This window comes from Streptococcus mitis, assembly GCF_003943905.1.
GTDB classification, from domain to species: domain Bacteria; phylum Bacillota; class Bacilli; order Lactobacillales; family Streptococcaceae; genus Streptococcus; species Streptococcus mitis_BC.
The window spans coordinates 219,470-245,398 of record NZ_RJNS01000002.1 but is presented as its reverse complement, the minus strand read 5'-3'; the positions used below and the strand labels follow the sequence as shown (position 1 = coordinate 245,398).

Annotated in this window: 25 protein-coding genes; 3 read left to right on the top strand and 22 right to left on the bottom strand. The window is 42.3% G+C overall.

The annotated features are described in order from the left end of the window. Positions 1-17 precede the first annotated feature (17 nt). The 8 genes from D8854_RS04905 to glmS all read right to left on the bottom strand — a co-directional run bounded on the left by D8854_RS04905 (position 18) and on the right by glmS (position 7,390). Positions 18-782: an amino acid ABC transporter ATP-binding protein gene (locus D8854_RS04905; protein WP_125449962.1), complete on the bottom strand. Its 765-nt coding sequence runs from the start codon at positions 780-782 to the stop codon at positions 18-20. A 9-nt stretch (positions 783-791) separates the two neighbouring features. Beyond that, entirely contained in the window at positions 792-1,514 is a 723-nt protein-coding gene (locus tag D8854_RS04900; RefSeq protein WP_000350563.1) for an amino acid ABC transporter permease, read from the bottom strand. 3 nt (positions 1,515-1,517) lie between these two features. After that, the gene (locus D8854_RS04895) at positions 1,518-2,210 is read right to left on the bottom strand and encodes an amino acid ABC transporter permease (protein WP_125449960.1); all 693 of its coding nucleotides are present in this window, start codon (positions 2,208-2,210) and stop codon (positions 1,518-1,520) included. 32 nt (positions 2,211-2,242) lie between these two features. Beyond that, on the bottom strand, positions 2,243-3,121 hold the full coding sequence (locus D8854_RS04890; protein ID WP_125449958.1) for a transporter substrate-binding domain-containing protein: 879 nt from the start codon (positions 3,119-3,121) through the stop codon (positions 2,243-2,245). A gap of 11 nt (positions 3,122-3,132) precedes the next feature. Continuing rightward, positions 3,133-4,131 carry a uroporphyrinogen decarboxylase family protein gene (locus D8854_RS04885; RefSeq protein ID WP_125449956.1) on the bottom strand — a complete coding sequence of 333 codons (999 nt, stop codon included), beginning with the start codon at positions 4,129-4,131 and terminating at the stop codon, positions 3,133-3,135. Between the two features lie 2 nt (positions 4,132-4,133). Beyond that, positions 4,134-4,337: a hypothetical protein gene (locus D8854_RS04880; RefSeq protein ID WP_033585784.1), complete on the bottom strand. Its 204-nt coding sequence runs from the start codon at positions 4,335-4,337 to the stop codon at positions 4,134-4,136. An 11-nt stretch (positions 4,338-4,348) separates the two neighbouring features. Then, complete coding sequence (locus D8854_RS04875; RefSeq protein WP_125449954.1) at positions 4,349-5,353, bottom strand: uroporphyrinogen decarboxylase family protein; 1,005 nt, start codon at positions 5,351-5,353, stop codon at positions 4,349-4,351. A gap of 228 nt (positions 5,354-5,581) precedes the next feature. Then, positions 5,582-7,390, bottom strand: coding sequence for a glutamine--fructose-6-phosphate transaminase (isomerizing) (gene glmS, locus D8854_RS04870; protein WP_125449952.1), 1,809 nt, complete (start codon positions 7,388-7,390; stop codon positions 5,582-5,584). A 215-nt stretch (positions 7,391-7,605) separates the two neighbouring features. On the opposite strand from glmS, the gene D8854_RS04865 reads away from it, so the two are divergent. Then, positions 7,606-8,019 (top strand): EamA family transporter, encoded by a 414-nt coding sequence (locus D8854_RS04865; protein ID WP_125449950.1) that lies wholly within the window; start codon positions 7,606-7,608, stop codon positions 8,017-8,019. 261 nt (positions 8,020-8,280) lie between these two features. Here the strand turns inward: D8854_RS04865 and D8854_RS04860 are convergent, their stop codons facing one another. From D8854_RS04860 to D8854_RS04840, 5 genes are all read right to left on the bottom strand, one after another. Beyond that, positions 8,281-9,285, bottom strand: a complete 1,005-nt coding sequence (locus D8854_RS04860) for a sugar transferase (protein ID WP_000862851.1) — start codon at positions 9,283-9,285, stop codon at positions 8,281-8,283. 333 nt (positions 9,286-9,618) lie between these two features. Further along, positions 9,619-10,191: a nucleotidyltransferase family protein gene (locus D8854_RS04855; protein ID WP_001098870.1), complete on the bottom strand. Its 573-nt coding sequence runs from the start codon at positions 10,189-10,191 to the stop codon at positions 9,619-9,621. Further along, complete coding sequence (gene ruvB / locus D8854_RS04850) at positions 10,172-11,170, bottom strand: Holliday junction branch migration DNA helicase RuvB (RefSeq protein ID WP_080978824.1); 999 nt, start codon at positions 11,168-11,170, stop codon at positions 10,172-10,174. The genes D8854_RS04855 and ruvB overlap by 20 nt, the downstream gene beginning before the upstream one ends. A 287-nt stretch (positions 11,171-11,457) precedes the next feature. After that, positions 11,458-13,869, bottom strand: coding sequence for a flavocytochrome c (locus D8854_RS04845; protein ID WP_125449949.1), 2,412 nt, complete (start codon positions 13,867-13,869; stop codon positions 11,458-11,460). A gap of 25 nt (positions 13,870-13,894) precedes the next feature. After that, entirely contained in the window at positions 13,895-14,503 is a 609-nt protein-coding gene (locus tag D8854_RS04840; protein ID WP_000779601.1) for an NADPH-dependent FMN reductase, read from the bottom strand. A gap of 218 nt (positions 14,504-14,721) precedes the next feature. Between D8854_RS04840 and D8854_RS04835 the strand changes: the two genes are divergently transcribed. Further along, positions 14,722-15,921, top strand: a complete 1,200-nt coding sequence (locus D8854_RS04835; protein ID WP_125449947.1) for an OFA family MFS transporter — start codon at positions 14,722-14,724, stop codon at positions 15,919-15,921. Between the two features lie 75 nt (positions 15,922-15,996). After that, positions 15,997-16,875, top strand: a complete 879-nt coding sequence (locus D8854_RS04830) for an AraC family transcriptional regulator (RefSeq protein ID WP_125449945.1) — start codon at positions 15,997-15,999, stop codon at positions 16,873-16,875. A 494-nt stretch (positions 16,876-17,369) separates the two neighbouring features. Here the strand turns inward: D8854_RS04830 and D8854_RS04825 are convergent, their stop codons facing one another. The 9 genes from D8854_RS04825 to rpsK form a co-directional block, all read right to left on the bottom strand. Further along, entirely contained in the window at positions 17,370-17,786 is a 417-nt protein-coding gene (locus D8854_RS04825) for a GNAT family N-acetyltransferase (RefSeq protein WP_125425024.1), read from the bottom strand. Between the two features lie 11 nt (positions 17,787-17,797). Next, on the bottom strand, positions 17,798-18,493 hold the full coding sequence (locus D8854_RS04820; protein ID WP_125449943.1) for a GNAT family N-acetyltransferase: 696 nt from the start codon (positions 18,491-18,493) through the stop codon (positions 17,798-17,800). Between the two features lie 196 nt (positions 18,494-18,689). Beyond that, positions 18,690-21,191: a leucine--tRNA ligase gene (gene leuS, locus D8854_RS04815; protein WP_125449941.1), complete on the bottom strand. Its 2,502-nt coding sequence runs from the start codon at positions 21,189-21,191 to the stop codon at positions 18,690-18,692. Between the two features lie 159 nt (positions 21,192-21,350). After that, the gene (locus tag D8854_RS04810) at positions 21,351-22,043 is read right to left on the bottom strand and encodes a histidine phosphatase family protein (RefSeq protein WP_125449939.1); all 693 of its coding nucleotides are present in this window, start codon (positions 22,041-22,043) and stop codon (positions 21,351-21,353) included. A 235-nt stretch (positions 22,044-22,278) separates the two neighbouring features. After that, a complete protein-coding gene (locus D8854_RS04805) occupies positions 22,279-23,616 on the bottom strand; it encodes a PFL family protein (protein WP_125449937.1) in 1,338 nt (445 codons plus the stop codon). Between the two features lie 9 nt (positions 23,617-23,625). Continuing rightward, complete coding sequence (locus D8854_RS04800) at positions 23,626-23,892, bottom strand: ACT domain-containing protein (protein WP_084975975.1); 267 nt, start codon at positions 23,890-23,892, stop codon at positions 23,626-23,628. Positions 23,893-24,155: 263 nt separating this feature from the next. Further along, entirely contained in the window at positions 24,156-24,542 is a 387-nt protein-coding gene (gene rplQ / locus D8854_RS04795; RefSeq protein WP_000331493.1) for a 50S ribosomal protein L17, read from the bottom strand. Positions 24,543-24,553: 11 nt separating this feature from the next. After that, positions 24,554-25,489: a DNA-directed RNA polymerase subunit alpha gene (locus tag D8854_RS04790; protein ID WP_000568993.1), complete on the bottom strand. Its 936-nt coding sequence runs from the start codon at positions 25,487-25,489 to the stop codon at positions 24,554-24,556. 42 nt (positions 25,490-25,531) lie between these two features. After that, the gene (gene rpsK / locus D8854_RS04785) at positions 25,532-25,915 is read right to left on the bottom strand and encodes a 30S ribosomal protein S11 (protein ID WP_001118385.1); all 384 of its coding nucleotides are present in this window, start codon (positions 25,913-25,915) and stop codon (positions 25,532-25,534) included. Positions 25,916-25,929: the final 14 nt, after the last annotated feature.

Sequence of the window (25,929 nt, the reverse complement as noted above, 5' to 3'; positions counted from 1 at the left end):
CATAATGCACTTATCTATCAAATCATATATTCTACACTATAGCTAGCGTCTGATAAGATACGAGCCAGAAACTGCTTGGTTCGTTCTTCTTGTGGACGACTAAAGAAATCGTGGGGATTGTTCTCCTCTACGATACGGCCTCCGTCCATAAAAATAACGTGATTAGCGACATCTCTAGCAAATCCCATCTCATGTGTGACGACCACCATGGTCACACCTTCTCCAGCCAACTGTTTCAGAACATCCAAAACATCTCCAACTAACTCAGGGTCTAGTGCTGATGTTGGTTCATCTAGCAAAATGACCTCGGGCTTGACGGCAATGGCACGCGCAATTCCTATTCGTTGTTGTTGCCCTCCAGATAGCTGAGAAGGGTAGTAGTCTTTGTAGGCCAGTAAACCAACTTTTTCCAAGGCAGATTCTGCACGTTTGAGCGCTTCTTCCTTGGGAACTTTACGAGCCACGATTAGACCTTCTAGAATATTTTCCAGAGCAGTTTTATTTGCAAAGAGATTGTAGTGTTGGAAAACAAAGGCTGTTTTTTGGCGAATTTCTAGAATGTCTTTCTTGCTTAATTTGGCCAAGTCATAAGTTTTTCCTGCCAAGGTCAACTGACCGCTATCAGCTTTTTCTAAGTGGTTGAGACAACGGAGAAAGGTCGTTTTCCCCGAACCTGATGGTCCTAAAATGACGACTACATCCCCTTGATTGACCTGGAGATTGACATCCTCCAGGACCTGCCTCTCACCAAATGTTTTTGCGATATGTTCTACTTGTAACATCCTGTCCTCCTATACAAAACGCGCGCTAGATGCTTTTGCACTCTTTTCTTTTTTCACATAGCCTTTTTCCAGTAGGGAGAAGCCCCACTGAATCAAACCACAGATCAAAATATACTGCAAAAAGATCACAAAATAAGATTCAAAATACTGGTAGCCGTAGGATGCTTCCACACGGGCAATAGCGGTGATGTCCTTGATGGTCATGACAAAGACCAGAGAGGTCCCTTTGACGATATTGATCACCAGATTGGCCAAGTTAGGCAAGGCTGAGCGCAAGGCTTGAGGAAAAACAATCCTTAAATAGGCCTGGGTCGTAGTCAGTCCAATCGCATGCGCCGCCTCTAGTTGTCCCTTGTCCACCGTCAAGATAGCTGAACGCAAAATCTCCGATAAACTCCCGACTGTCATCAAACTATAAATGATAAAAGCATAGTAGAGAGGATCAAGTTTGAAAATATCAAAGTCACTGCCTATACTTTTGAGAAATTGATTCAGCAAACTTGGAAACAAACTATAAAAGAAGAGAATCAATAAAATCGGAGGAGTCGCTCGGATAAAGGCCAGATAAACCAGAGAAAAACTCCTCACACCTCGAACCTTATAGATCTGCCCCAATGCTAAAAATAGAGCCGGTAAAAAGCTTAAGACCATAGCCACAATCATGATAATCAAGGTGATTGGCACACCCTTCAAGGTCTCCAGAAAGGTCTTTACAATATAGTCTATATCCATTTCTTACCTCCCTTTTGTTTCCAAAGACTTCTCAAGCAAACGACTCAAGCTAGAAATAACTAAGGCAATCCCCCAGTAAAGAAGCGCAACCGCCGTATAGGTTTCCAGAGAGTAGTTCCCCAAATTGCGACTAATCAAGAGATTCCCTGCTCCCATAACATCAACAAAACCAATCGTATAAGCCAAAGCAGCATCCCGCATGAGATTGAGAATAGCAGTCGTTATATTGGGAAGAGCAACTTGAAAAGCTTGGGGGAAAATGATTCTCCAAAAAGTCTGACTTGGAGTCAAACCAATACTAAGCCCGGCCTCTGTCTGCCCCTTTGGAATAGCTTGATAGGCCGCCTTGAAAACCTCGGCAACAATAGCCGCAAACAAGAGAATCATCGTCAGGAGAACAAAAATAGTTTTAGACCAGTTGTTGATATCCAAACCAAGCCACCATTTCAGAAATTCTGGCAAGCCATAAAAGACTAGAAAAAGCAAGACAATCGGCGGTGTACAACGAAGGGTAAAGATATAGCCTTTGGAAATCGTTGCAAAACTCTTGTCTTCTCCTACTTGCGCCCAGGCCAAGAGACCTCCAAAAAGGGAACCAAGAAGAGTGGTAAAAAAGAGAATGGACAAGGTCATCGGAAGCGCCTGCCATAAGGTCGGCAAAAACTGAAAGACCTTGGAAAAATCATAAGAAACCATGCAAAACCCTTTCTAGTCTTGGAATTTCTGGTCTAGTCTTTGTCTACGTAACTAAAGACATCTTCTTTAAAGTATTGCTGAGATAGCTTGGCAAGCGTGCCATCTTCTTTCAACTCTTTGATTGCTTTTTCGTATTCTTTAGCGAATTTCTCACCCTTTTCATCACGGTGAATCAAGGGATAAGTTGGAATGCCTTTATATGGGAACCAGCTGAGTTTATCCGCATATTGGTGGTAAGGGCCATCTTCTGCGGTAACTGCTTTTTCAAAAGACAGTTTGATATCAAAGAAGGCGTCATAACGTCCTTCTAAAACCCAAGCATAGGCATCTGCCACCTTAAAGGATTCAGCTGCTATCAGCTCAATCGGTGCATCCTGATGTTTTTCATTGTAGCTGGTGATGACATTCCATTGAGCATTCTGTGGAGAGATGGGAACCAATTTCCCTTTATTCTTAGCAAAGTCATCAATGGTTTTGTATTTCTGTTCATCTTCTTTTCTGACAGTAAATCCGATGATGCTCGCTCCGACTGGTTCAGATGGAATGACAAACTTTTTAGCTCGTTCTTCTGTGTACCAAGCTCCCTTGGTTCCGATGTCGTACTTGCCTGATTCCAGACCAATCAAGAGGTCGTCATCACTGGTACCCGTATATTCAAATTGATAGTTTGCCAACTTCTCATCAACAGCCTTCAAAACAGCTACTTCATAACCATCTGACTCCCCTTTTTCATTGACAAAGTCATAAGGTACGTAGTTCTGTGTATGGGCAACCTTCAAGGTTATGACCTCACCAGATGAAGCCGTTTCCCCCTCCTTGGCTGGAGCTCCAGCTAAACTTCTCCCGATAATCGTTGCCCCAATTACTGCAACAACTGCTACACCACCGATAATCCATGCTTTTTTACTCATCTTTTTCTCCTTTAGTTTTCAAGCGCTTCTCTCACCCACTGGATACGTTCAACTGCGATATCACTTGGAATGGTACAATCTGCCCCAAGTACCAAACCCTGTTTCCCAGCTTCTGCAACTAGTTTCTTTGCCTCAGCCTGAATGGCATCCTTGCTACCAGTATACAGTAAGCCCGTCTTGCCATTTTCGAATCCTCCAAGAACCGTACGTCCCTTGAAAATCTCACGACCTTCCTTGAGAGTGATTCCCTCTGGTCCTACAGCCCAGTTAAAGACTTGGGCAGGATAGTCTGCAAAAAGGTGAATATCATTTCGCGCTCCCTCGTAGCCACAGATATGAAGAACCGTGACACCACCAACAGCACTAGCCGCTTCTAGAATAGTTATCTCGCTAGGTGCAATGATAGCTTGATAATCTCCTGCCGACACTCGTTGATCTTGGATGCTTTGCACACTGAGATAGATCCCATCTGCACCAGCCTCTTCGATGACAGCTCGGCTGAGACTCGCGATATCCTCTGCAATCACATCCAACAACTTCTTCAGGGCTTCAGGGTCTTCAACCAGAAAATCAGCAATGAGGTCATCCCCACCAGATACTTCCCCTAGCAGCCACTTGAGATAGGTCACAGGAGCAAAAATATTGTAAATCGCAACGATATCTTCTGTAAACTCTTGCTTGATTTTCTGAACCAAGTCCACCTGCTCTTTTATCCAAGGGTGATCTGGTCCGAGTGGTTGAATGGTCGCCAACTCTTGAAGAGATTTTCCTTTGGCAATCACTGGATTTGGATAAGCAAAGTACCCATCACTCATGAGCTTGATAAAGTCCGGCTGAACTTCTCGAATAAAGCGCTTATGGCCCTCAATATTCTTCTCGATAATGGCTGGATTTGAGAAACCGTGTAGCCATTCGTCTTCTGATGTGAAATGGTGCCAAAAGCCTACTGGCACACGATCAACTTTCTCACCTCTAAATGCTTTTAAAACCCATTCTCTTTTTTCTGACATTCTTATTCTCCATTTCTTACTTTTTCAACTAATAAACTGCTTGCGATATCATTCGAGCGTAGAAAGGGGAGACTGGACTTGGAAAAATCCTGAACTCCACGACATCTCTCTCCATTTTTGCAGTGCTCATTTTTTACGACGCTTATGGCAACCAAAGCCAGCAAACCGACAACTGCAATGAAGATGCCCCATCTTTTACTTTTCATAGCTCCTCCTTTTAGAGAACAGCTGCCTGCCGAATCCATTCCAACCTCTCTAAGTCAAAGTCATCTGGAACAGTACAGTCAGCTCCCAGAAGAACGCCTTTACTACCAGCTTCAGCCAGCAACCGTCTTGTTTCATTTTGCAATTCCGCCTTGGAACCTTGATAAAGCAAACTTCTCTTGCCATTTTCAAATCCACCTAAAACGGCCTTGCCTGGAAACAACTCTTGCCCCTGTGTCAAACTAACATCCTCATGGTGAGTCGCCCAGTTGACCACTTGAGCTGGATAGTCCTTAAATATCGTCACATCATTGCTCGCACCTTCAAAACCACAGATATGAAGGATATTGGTCCCACCCACCTGATTGGCTGCCTCCAAAACTGCTATATTGCTCGGTTCGATATAGGTTTGATATAGTGCTAGTGTGATGCGCTCATCTTGAATTTCCTGGGTGCTGAGGTAAATCCCGTCAACACCGCCTTGCTGAATGATTTTCTGAGTTAGGATAGCAATATCTCTTGCAATCACATCTAGAATCGCTCTGAATTGCTCAGGATTTTCAAGCAATAGATCAGCCACTTCCCTATCTCCTCGAGAAGTTTCTGTACGGAACCAGCGCTTGAGGTAGGAGATAGGTGAAAAGATATTGTAGAAAGAAGCAATCTCTTCTGTAAAGGTCTCTCGAATCGCTTGTACCACTTCCACCTGTTGCTGAATCCATGGGTGTTCCTCACCAATCGACTCAATAGAAGTCAGCTCCTGAATGCTTGCAATCTTAGGATTATAGACATTACTTGGATAAAGGAAAAAACCGTCACTCATAATTTTGACAAAATCAGGACGAATCCTTTCCACATAGTTGCGATGTCCATCAACACTTTTTTGAAAGATACGTGGATTATTTAATCCTTGCCTCTTTTCTTCGAGTGTTACAAAATGAAACCAAAATCCCACAGGAACTCTTTCCACTTCATCGCCTCGAATCGCTCTAAAGACTAAATCTCTTTTACTTGCCATACCTTTCTCCTTCCATTTGGATTGAAACCATCTTACCACTCCTTTTCCCCTTTTCCCAATATATATTGACTATCAACTCGATTGGAAATTTTTATATCTATGAAGAAAAACACCTTAGAAATCCCTTTAAATCAGGTTTTCTAAGGTGTTTATACTCATTGTTTTCAAATGATGTTCTCTACGATATGAAATTTTTATAAGCTTGATAAGAATTATTTATACTCAGTCTTATTCCACAGTTACTGACTTAGCAAGGTTACGTGGTTTGTCCACATCAAGGCCACGGTGGAGTGTTGCAAAGTAAGCGACCAATTGTGTTGGCACGACCATTGAGATTGGTGAGAGGTAAGCGTGTACGGTCGTAAGGACGATGTCGTCTGTATCTTTGGCAACATTTTCTTCTGCGATGGTGAGAACCTTGGCACCACGGGCTGCGACCTCTTGGATATTTCCACGAGTGTGGTTAGCAAGGACTGGATCTGACAAGAGGGCCAAGACAGGTGTCCCCTCTTCAATTAAGGCAATGGTTCCATGCTTGAGTTCTCCCGCCGCAAAACCTTCACACTGGATGTAAGAAATCTCTTTGAGCTTAAGACTCGCTTCCATGGCTACGTAGTAGTCTTGACCACGTCCGATGTAAAAGGCGTTGCGAGTTGTTTCAAGAAGTTCACGAACTTTAGCATCAATGGTTTCTTTCTCAGAAAGAGTTGATTCGATAGACTGAGCTACGATAGACAACTCACGAATCAGATCAAAGGTTTGTGCTTTAGCATTGCCATTTGCTTCACCGACTGCTTTTGCAAGGAAGGCAAGAGCTGCGATTTGCGCTGTATAAGCCTTGGTTGATGCTACGGCAATTTCAGGTCCCGCGTGAAGGAGCATGGTATGGTTGGCTTCGCGTGAAAGGGTTGAACCTGGCACGTTTGTCACTGTCAAGCTTGGGATGCCTAACTCATTGGCCTTGACCAAAACTTGACGGCTGTCAGCTGTTTCACCAGATTGGCTGATAAAGATAAAGAGTGGTTTTTGGCTGAGAAGTGGCATACCATAGCCCCACTCAGATGAGATTCCAAGTTCCACTGGCGTATCCGTCAATTCTTCCAACATCTTCTTAGAAGCAAATCCTGCATGGTAAGAAGTTCCAGCCGCAAGGATGTAGATGCGGTCAGCGTCTTGAACAGCCTTGATGATAGCTGGATCAACCACTACTTGACCCGCCTCATCTGTGTAGGCTTGGATGAGTTTACGCATAACTGTTGGTTGCTCGTCAATTTCCTTGAGCATGTAGTAAGGATAAGTTCCCTTACCGATATCTGACAAGTCTAGCTCCGCAGTATAGCTAGCACGCTCACGGCGATTGCCATCATAGTCTTGAACTTCGACGCTATCAGCCTTGACGATTACCAACTCTTGGTCATGGATTTCCATGTATTGGTTGGTTTCACGAATCATAGCCATAGCATCTGAGCAGACCATGTTATAGCCTTCCCCAAGACCAATCAAAAGTGGTGATTTATTTTTCGCCACATAGATAACATCTGGATTTTCAGAGTCAATCAAGGCAAAGGCATAAGAACCACGAATGATGTGAAGGGCTTTTTTGAAGGCTTCAAGAACTGAGAAACCATCTTCTTCAACAAATTTACCAATCAAGTGAACGGCGATTTCCGTATCTGTTTGCCCCTTGAAGTGGTGACCTGCAAGGTATTCTTCCTTGATCTCAAGGTAGTTTTCAATCACCCCATTGTGTACCAAGACAAAACGTCCTGTCTCAGAGCGATGTGGGTGAGCATTGTCCTCAGTTGGTTTCCCGTGAGTCGCCCAACGCGTATGTCCGATACCAGTCGTTCCCTCAACACCAGCTGTCTTAGCAGACAATTCAGCGATACGACCGACAGCTTTGACTAGATGATTTTCAGCACCACCTAGAACAAAAATCCCCGCAGAATCATAACCACGGTATTCGAGCTTTTCAAGCCCTTGAATCAAAATATCAGTTGCATTTGTGTTTCCAACAACACCAACAATTCCACACATAGTATATACGACACAGACCAGCTGTGCTTTCCCCTTAAATTGGTATAGTCTGATTTTCCTTTTACAGAACCAGCAAAGACAGTATATACTTGTTTTTCTCACTTGTCAAGCATAAAAATTGGTATAGCTTTTTAAAATGCCATCAGAGCAAGATTTCACTTGAGAACTGACAAGTAGGATTCGATTACTTATAATAGAGAGAGGAGGTAGTTACCATGTGGTTTTTCTTCGCACTTTTATCTGCTGTCTTTGCAGCCTTAACTTCTATTTTAGCCAAGATTGGGATTGAGGGAGTTCCGTCCAATCTAGCAACAGCCATTCGTACGGTCGTCGTCATCCTTATGGCTTGGGCCATGGTTTTCTTGACCAATAGTCAGACTGAGCTTGTCAACATCAGTAGAAAAAGTTGGCTCTTTCTCATCCTGTCTGGTTTGGCAACAGGCGCCTCCTGGCTCTCCTACTACAAGGCCTTGCAGATGGGCAATGCGACTGAGGTATCTGCTGTCGATAAATTCAGTCTCGTCATTACACTCGTTTTAGCCTTTTTCTTTCTACAGGATGTCCTGAAGTTTAAAACAATCATTGGCTGTATACTGATTACGATTGGGACCTTGGTGATGATTTTGTAATCCTCTCCCCCTCCCTATATGACCTCCCCAAAAAAGTTAGATAGTTTTGGGGTGTTTTGTTACGTCTAAATTTATAAGTAGAGGAAATCAGCTTCAAGCGTCTAGCAAAAAGGAGAGAACCAAATTGGTTCCCTCCAAGATGTGGTTTTTCATCATCCCACTACACAGTTGACAAAAAACTAATTATCCCAAGTGGCTAACTTCGACTTGAAATTTTGCCTTTCCAAATCTGAATGTGGTAAACCGATGACTGACTTTTGACTAATCTAAGAGCATCATAGAATCAATAAACAATTTCTTTGTGAAATAACCATTTTTAATTAAGTAAGCTGTATATTTTGCTCTTGTGACCATTTGATCATACTCTTCTTCCGTACATTCCTGAACCACGCGGCTAGCTTCTTCCAAACTAGATACGACAAAGCCCAAACCTTTCTCACGGATATAGTCCACATTAGAAAGATAGTCTGGCACAACCACAGGAATACCTGCGGCCAGATAAGTTGTCAACTTATAAGAAACATTTTCTTTGTAGTAGTCACGCTCTTCCGCAGGATTTTCAGAATTTCCCCATACTAGGCCAAAGCCTCCTCCTTTAGACAACTCCAACAATAATTCCTGCTGAGTTCGCCACCCCTCAAGATGGACTTTGGAATAATCTACTCCCTCTGCTCTCGTAGCATAAACATGAAGAGGGGTACTGTGTTTCCAGTCAACAATATGTGGAAAACGAGATGGGTCTCCTGAGAAGATTAATTTTTTCTCAAATTTTGGAGTATAGAGTTCCAAACCATGGGGAAGATCCCAGAGTGTTTGAACAACGTAGTTCTTGACGGTTAATCCTTCTGAAACGAGTTTCTGGTACATTTGTTCGGATGGTACTACCACCACATCACACTTGTTGTACATGTCAATGTGGGCCTTCATAAGATAATAATTGCTCTCAAACATTAGTGGCTGAACATCATGGATAAACATCACCATTTTTACATGAGAAAGCTTTAACTTTTCTACCAAGTGATTGTCCCATTCAACACTATTCCATGAAGGAGATTGGAAAAAAACGACATCTCCATAAGATACCCCCGCGACAATTCCATCCATCCGCGAGTTCAGTTCTTCCCACGGTTCATGGCTTGCATCATAAAAATATATCCCCAGTTCGTTAACTCCAAAGTCTCGAACAATTTTCATGACATTGTTCTGCGCCATCAAGGCAACACTCGTTGATGCTTGCCCAAATAAATTTGTGAAATGTACTTTCATTGTTTTCTAAATCCTCGTCTCAGTAATTTCTCTAAACATTGTATCATAATTTACGACTTTTCAAAAGCGTTTACATGCCAATTTTCAAGCTCAAGTTAGTTACTTGGGATAATTTTCCAGGAGTCTTATCTTCCAAGAACAATAAGGATAGCCTTAATAGACGTTTTTCTCACTCAATCTCACAAATTCGGTATCTTTGTTAGCTATGATAGATTGAATGAGTTGTTCCTGTTGAGTATATAATTTTTTGCATCTTTAGATTTCTCTGCTCATCTTGTGATGATTACAAACTCACATATAGAATTCTTATGCGATCAAGTCACCAACTTCTTTTCAGAGATTCGAGAAAGTGAGATTTTTCCATTTTTCTTGCCAATTTTTCTTGGATAAGCGTTCTTGATAGAGCTTCATTCGGTCTTCATTATCTAAGAAGTGAGGAGTCGGGTGAACTTGAAACTTTAAAATATCCTCGAGTCCATAGGGCACGAAGAGCTCTAAAGTTGCATCAGCATGCAAGCGAAGTCCTACCGCCGTACAGCGCTCGGGATACTTAACCATCGCATCACAGGAGCTGATATAGGGCGCCGTGTGGGGACTGTGCAGATGCATATAGACCTGATTTTTCAACTCCCACTGATACTGGGGGAAATCTTCTCTCAGCTTGTTCTCTAGGGATACTGTTTCCTCATAAGAAACATCTGGATCAAAGAAAATCACATCCACATCCGTTTCACGGTCAAAAGGGGATTTGTCTGACAAGAGATTCCAAATAAAATTCCTGACAGAACCTGCTGCTAACCACGAGTCTTTCAAGCCAAGGTTACGGATGATGGTTAAGATTTTCATCAAATCTGGATTTTCTCTGAAAGCCTCTAGAATTTCGTGCTCATTTTTCACTGTATTCATAACCTAAATGCTCATATGCTTTAGCTGTTGCAACCCGTCCAGACCGTGTCCGCATGATAAATCCTTTTTGGATCAGGTAGGGTTCGTACATGTCTTCGACCGTCTCACGCTCCTCGGCAATATTAACAGAGAGGGTTCCTAGACCGACAGGACCACCACCGTACATCTCAATCATGGTACGAAGGATTTTTTGGTCCACATAGTCCAAACCTTCATGGTCAACATCTAGCATGGTCAAGGCCTTATCCGTAATCACATCATCAATCAAGCCATCACCCATAATCTGTGCAAAGTCGCGCACGCGCTTAAGGAGACGATTGGCGATACGAGGAGTTCCTCGACTGCGTAAGGCCAGCTCAGCGGCTGCCTCATGGGTGATTTCCATCTCAAAAATATCTGCCGTTCGCTCGACAATTTCTGTCAAGTCAGCATGGGCATAGTATTCCATATGACCTGTAATCCCAAAACGTGCCCGTAGAGGATTTGAAAGCATCCCCGCCCTTGTCGTTGCACCAATCAAGGTAAAAGGTGGCAAGTCCAAATGGACACTGCGACTGCCCTCACCAGCCCCAATCATGATGTCAATGTAAAAATCCTCCATAGCACTATAAAGCACCTCTTCCACCGACATAGGCAGGCGATGAATCTCGTCTATAAAGAGGACGTCTCCAGGCTCCAAATCATTCAAAATCGCTACCAAGTCACCCGCTTTTTCAATGACAGGACCAGACGTTTGCTTGAGATTGACACCTAATTCGTTAGCAATGACAAAGGCCATGGTCGTTTTCCCCAAACCTGGAGGCCCAAATAAGAGTACATGATCCAGCGCTTCATCCCGCATTTTGGCAGCTTCGATAAAAATTTGCAGCTGATCCTTGACCTTATCCTGCCCAATATATTCACGTAAATACTGAGGACGGAGCGTACGTTCTACTAACTCCTCGTCCCCCATGATTTCATTGTCTAAAATTCTACTCATGGTTCTATTATATCAAAAATCCAAGCTACAAACAAAAAAGCCACCTGATTGGGTGGCCTCTTTAGGGAGATTATTATGAAAAAGAAAAGTTTAGGATTTCATTAAATAAAGGGTACTCAATGAAAATCGAAATCAGACTAGGCAGATAGACGCAAGCATAACTATAGTTAGCTAAGTCGACTCTAACGAAGGTTGATGAGATTTTCGAAGAGTATTAGGAGGTCTTTATTTAATGATTATATAATACACGAGGAGACTTAAAATTCCCTTAATTTTTAAATCAATCACTAACAATTTTCTTTAACAGCTGTTTGACCTGCAATACGTCCAAAAGTAAAGATATCCGTAAGCGAATTTCCTCCTAGACGGTTACCTGCATGGAGTCCACCTGCGACTTCTCCGGCAGCATACAAACCAGGGATAATCTGACCGTTTTCATTCAAAACGTGTGTTGAAGTATCAATCTTGAGTCCACCCATTGTATGGTGAACGGCTGGTTTTCTCGGTGTTGCGTAAAATGGTGCAACCTCACACTTGAGATCAAAACTACCTTTATTAAATTCAGGATCAAAACCTGCATCTACATAGGAATTGTAATTCTTAATCGTTTCCACTAGAACTTGTGGATCCACACCAATCTGAACCGCCAACTCTTCTATCGTATCTGCACGATAGAGAGTACCTGCTTTGACTTGGGCATCGATTTTTTCTTGGCTAGTATTGTAGGCAGTTTCCTTGATACGTTCATCTGCAATTAGATAGAACAAGCCTCCATTATCAATCGCCGCTTGAGATAGCTTGTCTCGGCTACCGTACTCATCTACAAAGCGCTTCCCTTCAGTATTTACCATGATGAAGTTTGCTGGAGGAACTTGAAGTCCTGAGAAAAGAGCTCCTGTCACTGGATCGGATACTGGCATCATTTGACTAAAGCCCATACCCACTAAATCTGCACCTACACTTTGCCCTAAAAGAATACCATCTCCTGTTACAGCTGGTGTATTAGATGTAGCAATATCATCTGCAATTTCAGTCCAGTAGGTATTGTATTTTTGTAGCATCTTTGTATTGGCACCAAATCCTCCAGAAGCTAGAACAACGGCATCTGCATTGACAATGATGGTTTGACCGTTTCGACCTTCTGCTCTGACACCCTTGACAGCCCCGTCTTTTACAAGCAATTCTTTAACTGGAGAGTCAGTCAAGATCTTGCCACCATGCTCTAGAACATATTTTTGTAGGACAGATATAAAGGCATACCCCATTGGTTGAACCGGCTTATGGCCACGACGCCAAAGGGCTCCAACTGGCATTGTCACTTCGCTACGAACAAATTCAACGCCAATGTCTTCCAACCAACGAACAGACTCTAGAGCCCGCTCAGTTAGGACAGATACTAAATCATACTGGCCATGAATTTCATTTCCTTGTAAATCTTTTCGTTTTCCACCGATATAGGTTTGGATATGGTAAAGTAAGGTAGAATCAAACAAATAGCTCGGGTCCTGCAAATACTGTTCAACCTCAACTTTCAAGGCTCTAAAGTCCTCTAAATATTCTGGATCAATCGTTGATTCATCTGTCGCAATCAATTCTTGAAGCGTATGTGCCTCACCTGGATGAGCTGCGAAGGTTCCTTGCCATGCAGGATCTGGTGCATTCATTGGACCACCTGCACGAACAGTATTCCCTCCAATCGCTGGGAATTTCTCTACCACAATTGGTTTCTTCCCAGCTTGTAAGACCGCAGCAGCCGCAGCTAAACCAGCTCCTCCACCTCCGACGATGACAACGTCTGCCTGATAGGTCTTATCTTCTTTATCTAGGGCAGATGGCGCTTTTGAACGCTTCCGTAAAACATCTGGATTTGCACCCGCTTGTTTGACTGCACGCGCAACTCCATCTAAAACACCATTTGAAGTCACAGAAGCTCCTGACACCGCATCAACATTTAAGGTTTGTCCCTCAATGATTTCTGCTGGAATACGGGTAAAGACGACATCTGCGATTCCTGAAGATTCTCCAGAAGAATCGATTTCGATTTTTTCAATACGGTCCTCAGAAACCGTGACATCCATCGGTAATTTACCATTATGGCCTTCAGTTGTAACATGGTAAGTCCCCGGTTCAAAGCGAACTTCTTCAGGAAGGTTTAGTTGGTTTGCAATAGATACAAAGCGAAGGAAGCGATAAAAACAACTATCTAGGAAATCAACGGTTCGCTCATCAATCAAATCTCCATTATCATCAAATGCTCGATGCGCTCGACCAAGTAAAAACTCACTACCTGGCATAACTGTTGCATTTACCCCAGGAGCATCCAAAATCTGACGAAGATGAAGTTGGGCACGCGAAGAACCTTGAATATCGTAGGAAGCTCCGACAATCATTGTCGGCTTTCCGTCTAGTGGATGAATGTTAAAAGACAACCACTCGAGCAAGCTATTCAAACTTGATGGAATCGTATGATTGTGCTCGGGTGTCGAGATAATGACACCATCAGCTTCTGAAATAGTTTGATTAAACTTCTGAATAATAGGTGTATCTGTTTGATCATCTGTTTCATTGAACATTGGTACATCTGTTATTTCTAAAATCTCAATATCCGCTTTCTGAGCAAAATGTCTTTTCATAAATTGCAACAGGTTGCGATTATAGGATTTTTTTGCATTAGTCCCAACAATAGCTACTAATTTCATGGATTGTTCTCCTTTCTTGAAATACCTATGCTTTCAACCATTCTTCCCAGATGAATGATTTTTTTCGATTTGTATCTTCAGGTTTTACTAAAGCTTTTGTTAATTCAACAAAATTTTGAAATTCTGAAAAATGTTCTTCCAGTTCTGCAACCTTTTCTGGATTGTTCAAATGACACTCATCATCTAGGACTTGCTCAGAATGACCTAGAAAGAACTCTGTACCAGGCATAACTCTCGCTTTAAGCTCCGGCGCATCTAAAATCTGACGTAAATGTGCCTGCGCTCTAGATGTTCCTAGCAAACCGAGAGAAGCACCTACAATCATCGTTGGTTTGTTAACCAAGGCACGACTGGTATAAGCAATCCACTCTAAAGCAGAGGCCAAAGGTGCTGGTATCGTGTGGTCGTACTCAGGTGTTGAAATAATCACACCATCTGCGGCAAGAATTTTTTCTGAAAAAGCTTGAACTTCAGCTGGCGCTTGCTTGTCCTCAGGTTCGTTAAATGCTGGCAATTGTTTGATTTCCAATACCTCAATGTCGGCTTTATCCGAAAAGTGCTTTTGCATAAATTTCAAGAGTTTCCGATTGGTTGAGCGATCTGAATTGGTTCCAACGATAGCAACTAGTTTCATCTTGGTACCCCTTTCATTTATTTAATCTACTTTCATTATACTACTTTAAAAAATCTTGTAAATCCTTGATAATAAAGACCGTGTTATTCTATCAGATTATCGTACTTTAGTATAAGTTCGTGAAAAAATTAACAAAATATCTTCATAAACTATTGACCGGCTTCCTTAACTATGATATAGTCTTGGTGAAAAAATATACATTTAAGGAGGATGTTTTTATGAAAGAGACATTCAATCGTTGGCGGATTTTAGTCGCGTCTACAGCCATTCTTCTTTGCACAGGTGCCGTCTATTCCTTTTCTGTTTTTGCCGGACCACTTAGCAGTTCAACAGGCTGGTCCATGTCAGATATTATGTTAGCATTTGCTATCAACTCTGCAATCGGCCCTATCCCCATGATTCTAGGAGGTTATTTAGTTGACAAAGGTTATGTAAAATGGACCATCGCCCTCGGCGCTCTCCTATTTGCTAGTGGATTTTACTTAACCGGCTATGCCAATTCACCAGCCATGCTTTATTTGACCTATGGATTAATGGCTGGACTTGGTCAAGGTTTTGCCTATTCGGGTGCCCTCTCCAATTCACTTCGCCTCTTCCCTGATAAACGTGGCTTAGCCTCTGGAATTCTGACAGGTGGTATGGGATTTGCTGCAGTCATCGCTTCTCCAGTCGCGAGCAATCTCATTCAACAACAAGATGCCTTCTTTGCTTTTCGTACCATTGGGCTAGTCTATATTGCTGTTATCATCTGTGCAATTTTCTTTATCAAGTCAGCTCCAAGCGGCTACCAACCAGCAGGCTGGAAAGCTCCTATCCCAACCAAGCAAGGAGCTACTAATAAAAACTGGAAACAAATGCTACAAAGTCCTCTGTTTTACATTATCATTAGCATGTTCTTTGTCGGCGCCTTTTCTGGTTTGATGATTGCCTCTCAAGCATCACCAATCGGTCAATCAATGTTTGGACTCTCTGCAGGCACTGCAGCTCTCTATGTCTCTCTTTATTCAATCGCAAACTCTAGTGGTCGTTTTATCTGGGGATCACTTTCTGATAAAATTGGCCGTTCAAAGACCTTATTAATTATCTACTCTGTCATTGTCCTAGCTTTATTTTCCCTAACTATCGTCCCTGGTCAATTCGGGTTTACCTTAGGAATTATAGGACTTGGTATCTGCTTTGGTGGTGTTATGGGGGTCTTCCCATCTATCGTCATGGAAAATTACGGTCCTGCAAATCAAGGGGTCAACTACGGTATAGTCTTCACTGGATATTCTTTAGCAGCATTTTTCGCTCCCAAAGTCGCTGTTCAAATAGCAATGGCTAATAATGGAAATTATAGTGTAGCTTTTTATGTTGCTATTGCTTTGGCCTTCATTGGACTTATGCTTACTATTTTTTATATGAAAAAGAAAGCTTAAAGCCCGAAAACTTCCTAGATAAGGAAGTTTTTTTGGTATAATAAACGTAGTAATAGTATCTTGGGAGGATTTACCATGGCAGACCGTTCACGTTTCTTACGAGATAACCCATCTGACTTCCCATATGATTTTGAAAAACAAATCCTATCCAAGCAATCTTCTAATACAATTTATCATTGGCATCCTGAATTCGAGATAATCTATGTCAAAAAAGGAACTGCTACCTTCTATATCAACTCTGAGCGCTTTGAAAGTCATGAAGGTGATATTTTCCTAATTCAGCCAACGTCTCCTCACGCTATCTACCCTATTGAAAATCAAGAACAAATTTCAACAGTTTTTCGTATCCATTTAGATTTCCTAGGTAGAAGTCAAATTGACAGTTTTAGCCAACGCTATATCCAACCCCTCCACTCTGGTCACTTTTGCCTTACTCCTCAAATATCACCAGGCGATAAGGCCTATGATCAAATTCAATCCTGCCTTCTTTCCCTCTTTTCTATCCTTGAAGAAAAAAGCATATACTACGATCTACTCATAAAATCTAAACTATACGAATTGCTTCATCTTCTCTTTAAGTATCGATATGTCAATCGACACTATACAGATGATACCTACCAAAAATACCAAAAACTAAAAGAAGTGATTTGCTACCTTGAACAGCACTACTCAGAACCCATTCATATCGAGCAACTGGCTGCAACATTTGGATATAGTAAAAATCACTTTATGAGTATTTTCAAGCAACATACTGGAGCCAGTTGTATGGACTACCTACTCCAGTTACGTCTTGAAAAATCCTGTGAGAAACTCGACCAAACCAACCTCAGTATTCAAGAAATTGCAAGCCAAGTCGGTTTTACCAACCTTTCAAACTTCAACCGTCAATTTAAGCAGCACTATCACTTAACACCTAGACAGTATCGAAATCAACAACTTAAAAAGAAAACATAATTCTTTCTCCTTAGTCTTTTCTAAGGAGTTTTTTCAAACAAAAAAGCCACCTGATTGGGTGGCCTCTTTAGGGAGATTATGATGAAAAAGAAAGGATTAGGATTTCATTAAATAAAGTTAGGAGGTCTTTATCTAATGACTATATGATACACGAGGAGACTTAAAATTACCTTAACCTTTTTCTGATTTATCATTTTTTTAGAAAAATTTTTTCCAAATGAAATTTCCTTTCTCAAGTCACAAAAAAGCCACCTGATTGGGTGACTTCTTTAGGAGATTATGATGAAAAAGAAAAGTTTAGGATTTCATTAAATAAAGGGTACTCAATGAAAATCGAAATCAGACTAGGCAGATAGACGCAAGCATAACTATAGTTAGCTAAGTCGACTCTAACGAAGGTTGATGAGATTTTCGAAGAGTATTAGGAGGTCTTTATTTAATAACTATATAATACACGAGGAGACTTAAACTTTACTTAAGAAAAATAATTATTTTTATTTTTTTCGATCGACCCAAATCATTCCTGTGCAATCGTAAGTAGATAAGGTTTCAAATCCCAGAGAACGATAGAATCCCAAGGTTTTTTCTGTCTGTTCGGTCACTAGTTGGACTTGATAGGCATCTTTGTAATCCTCTAAAGCTTTTTTCATTAAGGCACTGCCAATCCCTTGGCGCTGATAGCTAGGCAAAACGATCAAATCCTGGACAAAAACCGATGAAAAACCATCTCCGACCAAACGGACCAAGCCCACCACTGCACCGCCATCAAGTGCCAGATAAATCGCTAATGAGTAAGATAAGGCCTTCTCCAACATCTGGGGTTGATGTGTATAGTTTGTCCAACCGACTGCCTGATAGAGATGCAAAACATCATTTATATTTACTAATTCTTGCTTTCTAACGGTAATCATGTCAGCACCTCTTAGATTTCTCTCAAACTCTTGTACTGCCGTCCATTCTTGTCAAAATTTTTAGGAGCCAGCCATGCTTCCAAACGAGCTTTGACTTGAGGCCAGTCCTTATCAATCATAGAGAGCCAATCCGTATCCCTCGTACGCCCCTTATAAACGACTGCCTGACGGAAGGTTCCTTCATAGACAAAGCCCAAACGTTCCGCAGCTCGTCTTGATGGGAGATTTAGAGCGTCGCATTTCCACTCATAGCGACGATAGTTGAGTTCCTCAAAAACATAGCGAGCCAAGAGATACTGGGCTTCTGTTCCTATCCTCGTCCCCCTAAGTGCTGGTGAAAAGGTGACGGCACCCACTTCTATTACTCGGTTATTCTGATCAATGCGCATGAGAGAAAAAGTTCCCAAGGCCTTACCAGTTGCCTTGTCTATAATCGCATAGTAAAAACGATCCTTACGAGCCAACATCTGATTTAAGACAGTAACCAGTTCCTCCATATCTGCCACTGGCTCCTGAAAGAGGTAAGTCCACATCTCCCGAGGAGTATCTGGACCATAAACAGCTAATAAATCCTCCGCATGCTTTTCCACAGAAAGAGCCTCTATCCGAGCATAACGTCCTTCTAAGAAATCAATCGAAGGCAATTCACCTGGTGTATAACCTTCCATTGACTCACCAATCATCTGACCATATTCATTTACTGGCATTGGTTTTCTCCTTGTTTTTCTTTTCAAACTTTATAATTGCACATAGTATATCATACTTTCATGAAAAAATTCAAAAAATCCTCCAGATTCTATCTCTGAAGGATTCCTATCTTATTTCACAACGATAATAACGACTTTAGTTGGCTTCAATAGTCCAGTGGACTATTGAAGGTGGCAGATAGAGTTAATAAACTCGTTATTTAACAACGATATTAACCAATTTATTTGGTACACTAATCACCTTCACGATTTCCTTGCCGTCAATTTCTGCTTTAACTTTTTCATCAGCCAGAGCGATTTCTTGCAATTCTTCACGTGACAGGTCTTTAGCGACCATGAGTTTGGCACGAACTTTACCTTTGATTTGGACGACGATTTCGATTTCGTCTTCAACCAATTTGCTTTCGTCCCATGTTGGCCAAGCTACGTAAGAGATGGACTCACCTGTTGCAGCAACTGTTTGCCAGAGTTCTTCTGCCAAGTGAGGTGCAAATGGGGCAATCAATTGGATAAAGCCTTTGGCGTAGTCTACATAAAGCTTATCTTCCTTGTTAGCAGCGTTGACAAAGACCATAAGTTGGGCAATGGCTGTGTTGAATTTCATGGATTCGATTTGCTCAGTGACAGATTTGACCGTTTCATTGTAAACCTTGTCGAGAGCGCCATTATTTTCCGCAACAATTTCTTTACTTGTAATCAAACGGTAAACACGGTCAAGGAACTTACGGCTTCCTTCCAGACCTTCTTCTGACCAAGCAATCGAAGCGTCAAGCGGTCCCATGAACATTTCATAGACACGAAGGGTATCGGCACCGTATTGTTCCACCACATCGTCTGGGTTGACAACGTTCTTGAGCGATTTAGACATCTTAGCTGGCGCTTGCTCCAACTCTTCCCCTGTTTCCACATGGAAGAAAGATCCGTCACGTTTTTCAACCTTGTCAGTCGCCACAAGAGCCCCACGGTGGTCACGGTAGCTTGTTCCCAAAATCATCCCTTGGTTAAAGAGTTTTTGGAATGGTTCCTTAGTCGGAACAACACCGAGGTCATAGAGGAATTTGTGCCAGAAACGAGCATAGAGCAAGTGAAGAACGGCATGCTCTGCCCCACCTACGTAGATATCTACCGGCAACCATTGTTTGAGGAGATCCTCATCGGCCAATTTTTCTGTGTTATGTGGGTCGATATAGCGGAGGTAGTACCAACTTGAACCTGCCCATTGTGGCATAGTGTTTGTTTCACGACGACCTTTGACACCATCTTCACGAGTCACTTCAAGCCAGTCTGTCAAGTTAGCCAATGGGCTTTCCCCTGTACCTGAAGGACGGATATCCTTGGTGACTGGCAAGACAAGTGGCAATTCACTTTCAGGAACAACTGTTGAAGTCCCATCTTCCCAATGAATGATTGGGATTGGCTCACCCCAGTAACGTTGACGGCTAAAGAGCCAGTCACGGAGACGGTAGGTCACCTTCTCTTGTCCGCAGCCTTTCTCTTCCAACCAAGCCACAATCTTAGCAATAGCATCTTCTTTGTTAAGGCCATCTAGGAAGTCTGAATTGACATGAAGACCATCTTCAGTATAGGCAGCTTCTTCAACGTTTCCACCTTCTAGCACTTCTACGATTGGTAGGCCAAATTGTTTGGCAAATTCCCAGTCACGTTGGTCATGGGCAGGCACAGCCATTACCGCACCTGTACCATAGCTAGCAAGAACATAGTCCGCAATCCAGATTGGGATTTCCTTGCCATTGACAGGGTTGATGGCATAAGCACCAGTCCATACACCAGTTTTTTCTTTAGCAAGGTCGGTACGAGCCAAGTCAGACTTGAGACTAGCTTGGTGTTTGTAGTCTGCAACTGCATCAGCTTGCTCTGGACTTGTGATAGCATCTACCAAGTCATGCTCAGGAGCCAAGACTGTGAAGGTTGCACCGAAAAGCGTATCCGGACGAGTGGTAAAGACGGTAAATTCCTTGTCAGTCCCTTTCACTTTAAAGGTGACATTGGCACCAGTTGATTTACCAATCCAGTTGCGTTGCATGTCCTTGATAGACTCTGGCCAATCAAGTTCATCCAAGTCATTGAGCAAGCGCTCTGCATAGGCCGTGATTTTGAGCATCCATTGACGCATCGGTTTGCGGACAACGGGATAGCCCCCACGTTCAGAAGTTCCGTCAGGAAGTACTTCTTCGTTAGCAATGGCTGTTCCTAGTTCCTCAACCCAGTTTACTGGTACTTCAGCTTCATAGGCCAAGCCTTTTTCGTAAAGCTTGGTGAAGATCCACTGAGTCCATTTGTAGTAGTTTGGATCTGTTGTGTTGACTTCACGGTCCCAGTCGTAAGAGAATCCAAGCGCATTGATTTGGCGTTTGAAGTTAGCAATATTTTCCGCTGTAAATTCTGCTGGGTCATTCCCTGTATCCATGGCGTATTGCTCTGCAGGCAAACCAAAGGCATCCCAACCCATTGGGTGAAGGACATTGTAGCCTTGCGCACGTTTGTAACGGCTGAGAATATCCGTTGCTGTGTAACCTTCTGGGTGTCCTACGTGCAATCCAGCTCCTGAAGGATAAGGGAACATGTCGAGAGCATAGAACTTCGGTTTTGAGGCATCTGTTCCTGTCTTAAATGTATGATGTTTCGCCCAGTAGCCTTGCCACTTAGGCTCAATTTCCTTATGATTGTAAAAACTCATGCTATTTCTCCAATTTTATGATGTTACTATTATACCATTTTTGGGGGAATTTGAAAGTCGAGAAAGAATCTTTTCCCCTCCATTGTCAAGAAAGATTGGCTCTGAAAACACTCTTGCTAAGCTGAATAAAAAATAGCTCCTATGCGGAGCTACCTTTTATCAATGCTTATTTTCTTCCATCTTCTCACGTCCTAGCTCCCGATAACGACGGTCACCGACGATTTCAACAGTAAACTGGCCGTTCTCGTATTCTAGGATGGTCACACTACCATTATCCAGACCATGCGGGTGCATACCATTGATCAGATACACAATGGTTCCAATGGTCATCCCGTGGCTGACAACAAGGGCATTCCCACCACCGTGTTCTTCCATTTCTTTGGCAATCGATTCAAATCCTTCCTTAATTCGGCTACTGAGTTTTTCCCAGCCTTCTGCCCAACCAGCAGTATCAACCTCTACCAAACCTTCTGCTAGCTCTGCATAGGATAACTGATGAACATGATCCACCTTGAAAACACGAGGAATGACCCCCATAAAGAGATCCCCATCATAGGCCCCATCAAAACTACCAAAGCACCACTCACGGATTCGCTTATCCATACGGTAAGGGATTTTCCCCTGCAAACCTAGTTCTTCTAGGATAATTCCCATCGTCTGGATAGTACGCCCTGAATCACTAGAATAGGCGCGGTCAAACCGCAAACCAGACTCTCTCAAGCCAATTCCTAACTCATGAATTCCCAACTCACCTTCTGCTGTCAGAGGTGTATCACTCCATCCTTGAGCACGTCCAATCGTGTTAAACATCGTTTTCCCATGACGAACCAAGTACAATCTTACTTTAGACATTTTCTATCCTCCATTTTCTTCTATTATATCATGGATCAAAGAAATATTCGGCTTTCAAAAGCAAAGCCTGCTCTCCTAATTTTGCCACAAGAAAAGCTACCCTAACGGTAGCTTTCCTAGGAGATTATTATGAAAAAGTTTAGGATTTCTATTAAATAATGTTAGGAGGTCTTTATTTAATGATTATAGTATACACAGTCATTCTTAAACTCAACTTAAATTCTCTCCCTTTTTATTAATTTTTAAAACTATGGATTGGAGCTGGGATTTGACCTCCACGAGAGATGAAATCGACAGATGAAGCACCGTTGACTTTCATAACTGGCGCTGTTCCTAGCAAGCCACCAAACTCAATCATATCGCCTTCTTCACCCTTTGGAATGATACGGACGGCCGTTGTTTTCATATTAATGACACCGATTGCCGCCTCATCCGCAATCATAGCTGCAATGGTTTCAGCCGGCGTATCCTCTGGAATGGCAATCATATCCAGTCCAACAGAACAGATAGCCGTCATGGCCTCTAGTTTCTCTAAATTCAGAGAGCCATTTTGTACCGCAGCAATCATCCCCTCGTCTTCAGAAACAGGGATAAAAGCACCAGACAAGCCACCAACCTGGTTACAAGCCATCACTCCGCCCTTCTTAACTTGGTCATTCAAAAGAGCGAGTGCAGCTGTCGTCCCATGTGTACCAACTGTTTCTAGGCCCATTTCCTCCAGCACTCGAGCCACAGAATCTCCAACTGCAGGAGTTGGTGCCAAACTTAGGTCTACAATCCCAAAGTCGACTCCAAGGCGTTCACTCGCCATTTGACCGACCAGTTGACCAATACGAGTAATCTTGAAGGCGGTTTTCTTGACTGTTTCTGCTACTACATCAAAGCTCTGTCCACGAACCTTTTCTAAGGCACGTTTGACGACACCAGGGCCTGAAACTCCAACATTGATGATGACATCTGCTTCACCGACACCATGGAAGGCCCCCGCCATAAAAGGATTGTCCTCAACAGCGTTCGCAAATACAACCAATTTGGCAGCTCCCATATCTAATAAGTTCGCAGTTTCCTTGATGATACGTCCCATATCTGCAACTGCAGTCATGTTGATTCCTGACTTGGTTGAGCCAATATTGACGGACGAACAGACCTTGTCTGTCTCAGCTAGAGCACGTGGGATAGAATTGATGAGAATCTCATCTCCTTTTTGGTAGCCTTTTTGTACCAAGGCCGAAAAACCACCAATAAAGTCAACACCAATCTCCTTGGCAGCCTTATCAAGTGCCTTTGCTAAAACGACATAGTCCGTCGCATCAGTCGCTGCTCCAATCAAGGAAATCGGAGTCACCGATACTCGTTTATTGACAATTGGAATCCCTAGTTCCGCAGCAATTTCATCTCCTACAGGAACTAGATTTGCAGCTTTAGTAGTAATTTTTTTATAAATCTTTTCAGCAGCACGTTCAATGTCTGGATCAATACAGTCCAAAAGGGAAATGCCCATAGTGATGGTTCTGATATCGAAGTTCTGCTCCTCAATCATGGCAATAGTTTCAGTAACTTGTCTAATATCCATAATGACCTCCTAGATATTATACATGGCGTCAAAAATCGCTGCACTTTGAATATTGATTTTGACATTCAGTGTTTTGCCAAAGTTTTCAAACTCATTTCTGAGAGAGGTAAAATCTTGTTTTTCATCACTTGATACGACTGCCATCATGGTGAAATACTCATCCAGTACTGTTTGAGAAATATCATCAATATTCAAACCCAACTCTGCAATCTTCGTAGACACGCCTGCAACAATACCAGCCTTGTCCTTGCCAACCACTGTAATAATAGCTTTCATCCTTATACCCCATTTCTACGATTATTAGAAAACCTGAACGTTTTTGATTTTCTTTTTCCCTAGTATAGCATATTTCCGTAAAAAATACTAAAAAACGCCTGCTTACGAAGTTGTTCTTAAACAAAAAACAATTTCGTAAACAAGCGTCTACCCTATCAAATGATGATGAGTGTTCCCGCTAGGACCGAAGTCCCAGCGGTAGACCAGAGCTAGACTAAGAGCACAAGACTCCATCATCATAACACTCAACAAAATTGATGATTTTATACTAATTCGATGATCGCCATTGGCGCAGCATCACCACGACGTGGTTCAGTTTTAAGGATACGAGTGTATCCACCGTTACGTTCAGCATAACGAGGTGCGATTTCTGAGAACAATTTTTGAAGTGCTGTAGTAGAAGTGTACTTATCAGTTGCTTCATCATAGTTTTCAGATGCGATTTCATTACGTACAAAAGCAGCTGCTTGACGACGTGCATGCAAATCACCACGTTTACCTAGAGTAATCATTTTTTCAACAGTTTTACGGATTTCTTTAGCACGAGCTTCAGTTGTCACGATTGATTCGTTGATCAAAAGGTCAGTTGTCAAATCGCGAAGCATTGCTTTACGTTGTGAGCTGGTGCGTCCTAGTTTACGGTAAGCCATGTATTCCTCCTTTATTTATCTTTTAATCCAAGACCCAAGTCAATGAGTTTGAGTTTCACTTCTTCCAAACTCTTGCGTCCAAGATTTCGTACTTTCATCATCTCTGCTTCAGATTTTTCTGTCAAATCATGCACAGTGTTGATACCGGCACGTTTCAAACAGTTGTATGAACGCACAGACAAGTCCAGTTCCTCAATCGTCCGATCCAAAATACGATCGTCAGATTCAGTATCAGCTTCTTTCATCACTTCAGTTGACTTAGCAATCTCAGTAAGATTTGTAAACAAATCAAGATGTTCTGTCAAGATACGTGCTGAAAGCCCTAAAGCATCTTCTGGAATAATTGTTCCATTAGTCAAGATTTCAAGGGTTAATTTGTCAAATCCATCATTGCTACCTACACGAGCAGGTTCAACTTGATAGTTGACTTTTGTAACTGGTGTATAAATAGAATCTACAGCAAGTGTTCCAACTGGTGCATTATCTTTTTTGTTTTCATCAGCAGGTACATATCCACGACCACTGTTAACAGTCATCGTCGCTTTTAGAGAAGAACCTTCACCGATCGTAAAGAGATAATGATCTGGATTTACAATCTCAATATCACTGTCAGTCAAAATATCTCCAGCTGTAATTTCAGCAGGACCTTCAACGTCAAGTTCAATGATTTTTTCGTCTTCAACGTATGATTTCACTGCAATCCCTTTAATGTTCAGAATGATTTGCATCACGTCTTCACGAACACCGGGAACTGTGTCAAACTCATGCAAGACACCTTCAATGTTGATAGATGTCACTGCTGCTCCTGGTAGAGAAGCTAGTAGTACACGACGAAGAGAGTTACCAAGAGTTGTACCGTAGCCACGTTCAAGTGGTTCGATTACAAACTTGCCATAATCTTTATTTTCATCAATTTTTGTTATATTTGGTTTTTCAAACTCGATCATTTAGTTACTCCCTCTTAAACGAAAAGCAGTGTAATGCAATGATTATACACGGCGACGTTTTGGAGGACGAGCACCATTGTGTGGCACTGGAGTCACATCACGAATTGCTGTTACTTCAAGACCAGCGGCAGCAAGCGCACGAATAGCTGACTCACGACCAGAACCTGGACCTTTTACAGTAACTTCAACTGATTTAAGACCGTGTTCTTGTGCAGATTTAGCAGCAGCTTCAGAAGCCATTTGAGCAGCGAATGGTGTAGATTTACGAGAACCTTTGAAACCAAGAGCACCTGCTGATGACCAAGCAATTGCATTACCATGCACATCAGTAATCATAACAATAGTGTTATTAAATGTAGCGTGAATATGAGCAATACCAGATTCGATATTCTTTTTCACACGACGTTTACGTGTTGGTTTAGCCAAGACTTTTACCTCCT

Excerpts from the sequence above, each read along its gene's own strand:
- D8854_RS04860 (WP_000862851.1), bottom strand. The coding sequence starts at position 9,285 with ATGAAAGTACATTTCACAAATTTATTTGGGCAAGCATCAACGAGTGTT.
- D8854_RS04830 (WP_125449945.1), top strand. The coding sequence starts at position 15,997 with ATGGCAGACCGTTCACGTTTCTTACGAGATAACCCATCTGACTTCCCA.
- D8854_RS04845 (WP_125449949.1), bottom strand. The coding sequence starts at position 13,869 with ATGAAATTAGTAGCTATTGTTGGGACTAATGCAAAAAAATCCTATAAT.
- D8854_RS04790 (WP_000568993.1), bottom strand. The coding sequence starts at position 25,489 with ATGATCGAGTTTGAAAAACCAAATATAACAAAAATTGATGAAAATAAA.
- D8854_RS04820 (WP_125449943.1), bottom strand. The coding sequence starts at position 18,493 with ATGCCAGTAAATGAATATGGTCAGATGATTGGTGAGTCAATGGAAGGT.
- D8854_RS04810 (WP_125449939.1), bottom strand. The coding sequence starts at position 22,043 with ATGTCTAAAGTAAGATTGTACTTGGTTCGTCATGGGAAAACGATGTTT.
- D8854_RS04855 (WP_001098870.1), bottom strand. The coding sequence starts at position 10,191 with ATGAATACAGTGAAAAATGAGCACGAAATTCTAGAGGCTTTCAGAGAA.
- D8854_RS04895 (WP_125449960.1), bottom strand. The coding sequence starts at position 2,210 with ATGGTTTCTTATGATTTTTCCAAGGTCTTTCAGTTTTTGCCGACCTTA.
- D8854_RS04875 (WP_125449954.1), bottom strand. The coding sequence starts at position 5,353 with ATGGCAAGTAAAAGAGATTTAGTCTTTAGAGCGATTCGAGGCGATGAA.
- D8854_RS04835 (WP_125449947.1), top strand. The coding sequence starts at position 14,722 with ATGAAAGAGACATTCAATCGTTGGCGGATTTTAGTCGCGTCTACAGCC.
- D8854_RS04900 (WP_000350563.1), bottom strand. The coding sequence starts at position 1,514 with ATGGATATAGACTATATTGTAAAGACCTTTCTGGAGACCTTGAAGGGT.
- D8854_RS04905 (WP_125449962.1), bottom strand. The coding sequence starts at position 782 with ATGTTACAAGTAGAACATATCGCAAAAACATTTGGTGAGAGGCAGGTC.
- rplQ (WP_000331493.1), bottom strand. The coding sequence starts at position 24,542 with ATGGCTTACCGTAAACTAGGACGCACCAGCTCACAACGTAAAGCAATG.
- D8854_RS04885 (WP_125449956.1), bottom strand. The coding sequence starts at position 4,131 with ATGTCAGAAAAAAGAGAATGGGTTTTAAAAGCATTTAGAGGTGAGAAA.
- ruvB (WP_080978824.1), bottom strand. The coding sequence starts at position 11,170 with ATGAGTAGAATTTTAGACAATGAAATCATGGGGGACGAGGAGTTAGTA.
- D8854_RS04805 (WP_125449937.1), bottom strand. The coding sequence starts at position 23,616 with ATGGATATTAGACAAGTTACTGAAACTATTGCCATGATTGAGGAGCAG.
- D8854_RS04825 (WP_125425024.1), bottom strand. The coding sequence starts at position 17,786 with ATGATTACCGTTAGAAAGCAAGAATTAGTAAATATAAATGATGTTTTG.
- D8854_RS04800 (WP_084975975.1), bottom strand. The coding sequence starts at position 23,892 with ATGAAAGCTATTATTACAGTGGTTGGCAAGGACAAGGCTGGTATTGTT.
- D8854_RS04880 (WP_033585784.1), bottom strand. The coding sequence starts at position 4,337 with ATGAAAAGTAAAAGATGGGGCATCTTCATTGCAGTTGTCGGTTTGCTG.
- D8854_RS04890 (WP_125449958.1), bottom strand. The coding sequence starts at position 3,121 with ATGAGTAAAAAAGCATGGATTATCGGTGGTGTAGCAGTTGTTGCAGTA.
- leuS (WP_125449941.1), bottom strand. The coding sequence starts at position 21,191 with ATGAGTTTTTACAATCATAAGGAAATTGAGCCTAAGTGGCAAGGCTAC.
- D8854_RS04840 (WP_000779601.1), bottom strand. The coding sequence starts at position 14,503 with ATGAAACTAGTTGCTATCGTTGGAACCAATTCAGATCGCTCAACCAAT.
- D8854_RS04865 (WP_125449950.1), top strand. The coding sequence starts at position 7,606 with ATGTGGTTTTTCTTCGCACTTTTATCTGCTGTCTTTGCAGCCTTAACT.
- glmS (WP_125449952.1), bottom strand. The coding sequence starts at position 7,390 with ATGTGTGGAATTGTTGGTGTTGTTGGAAACACAAATGCAACTGATATT.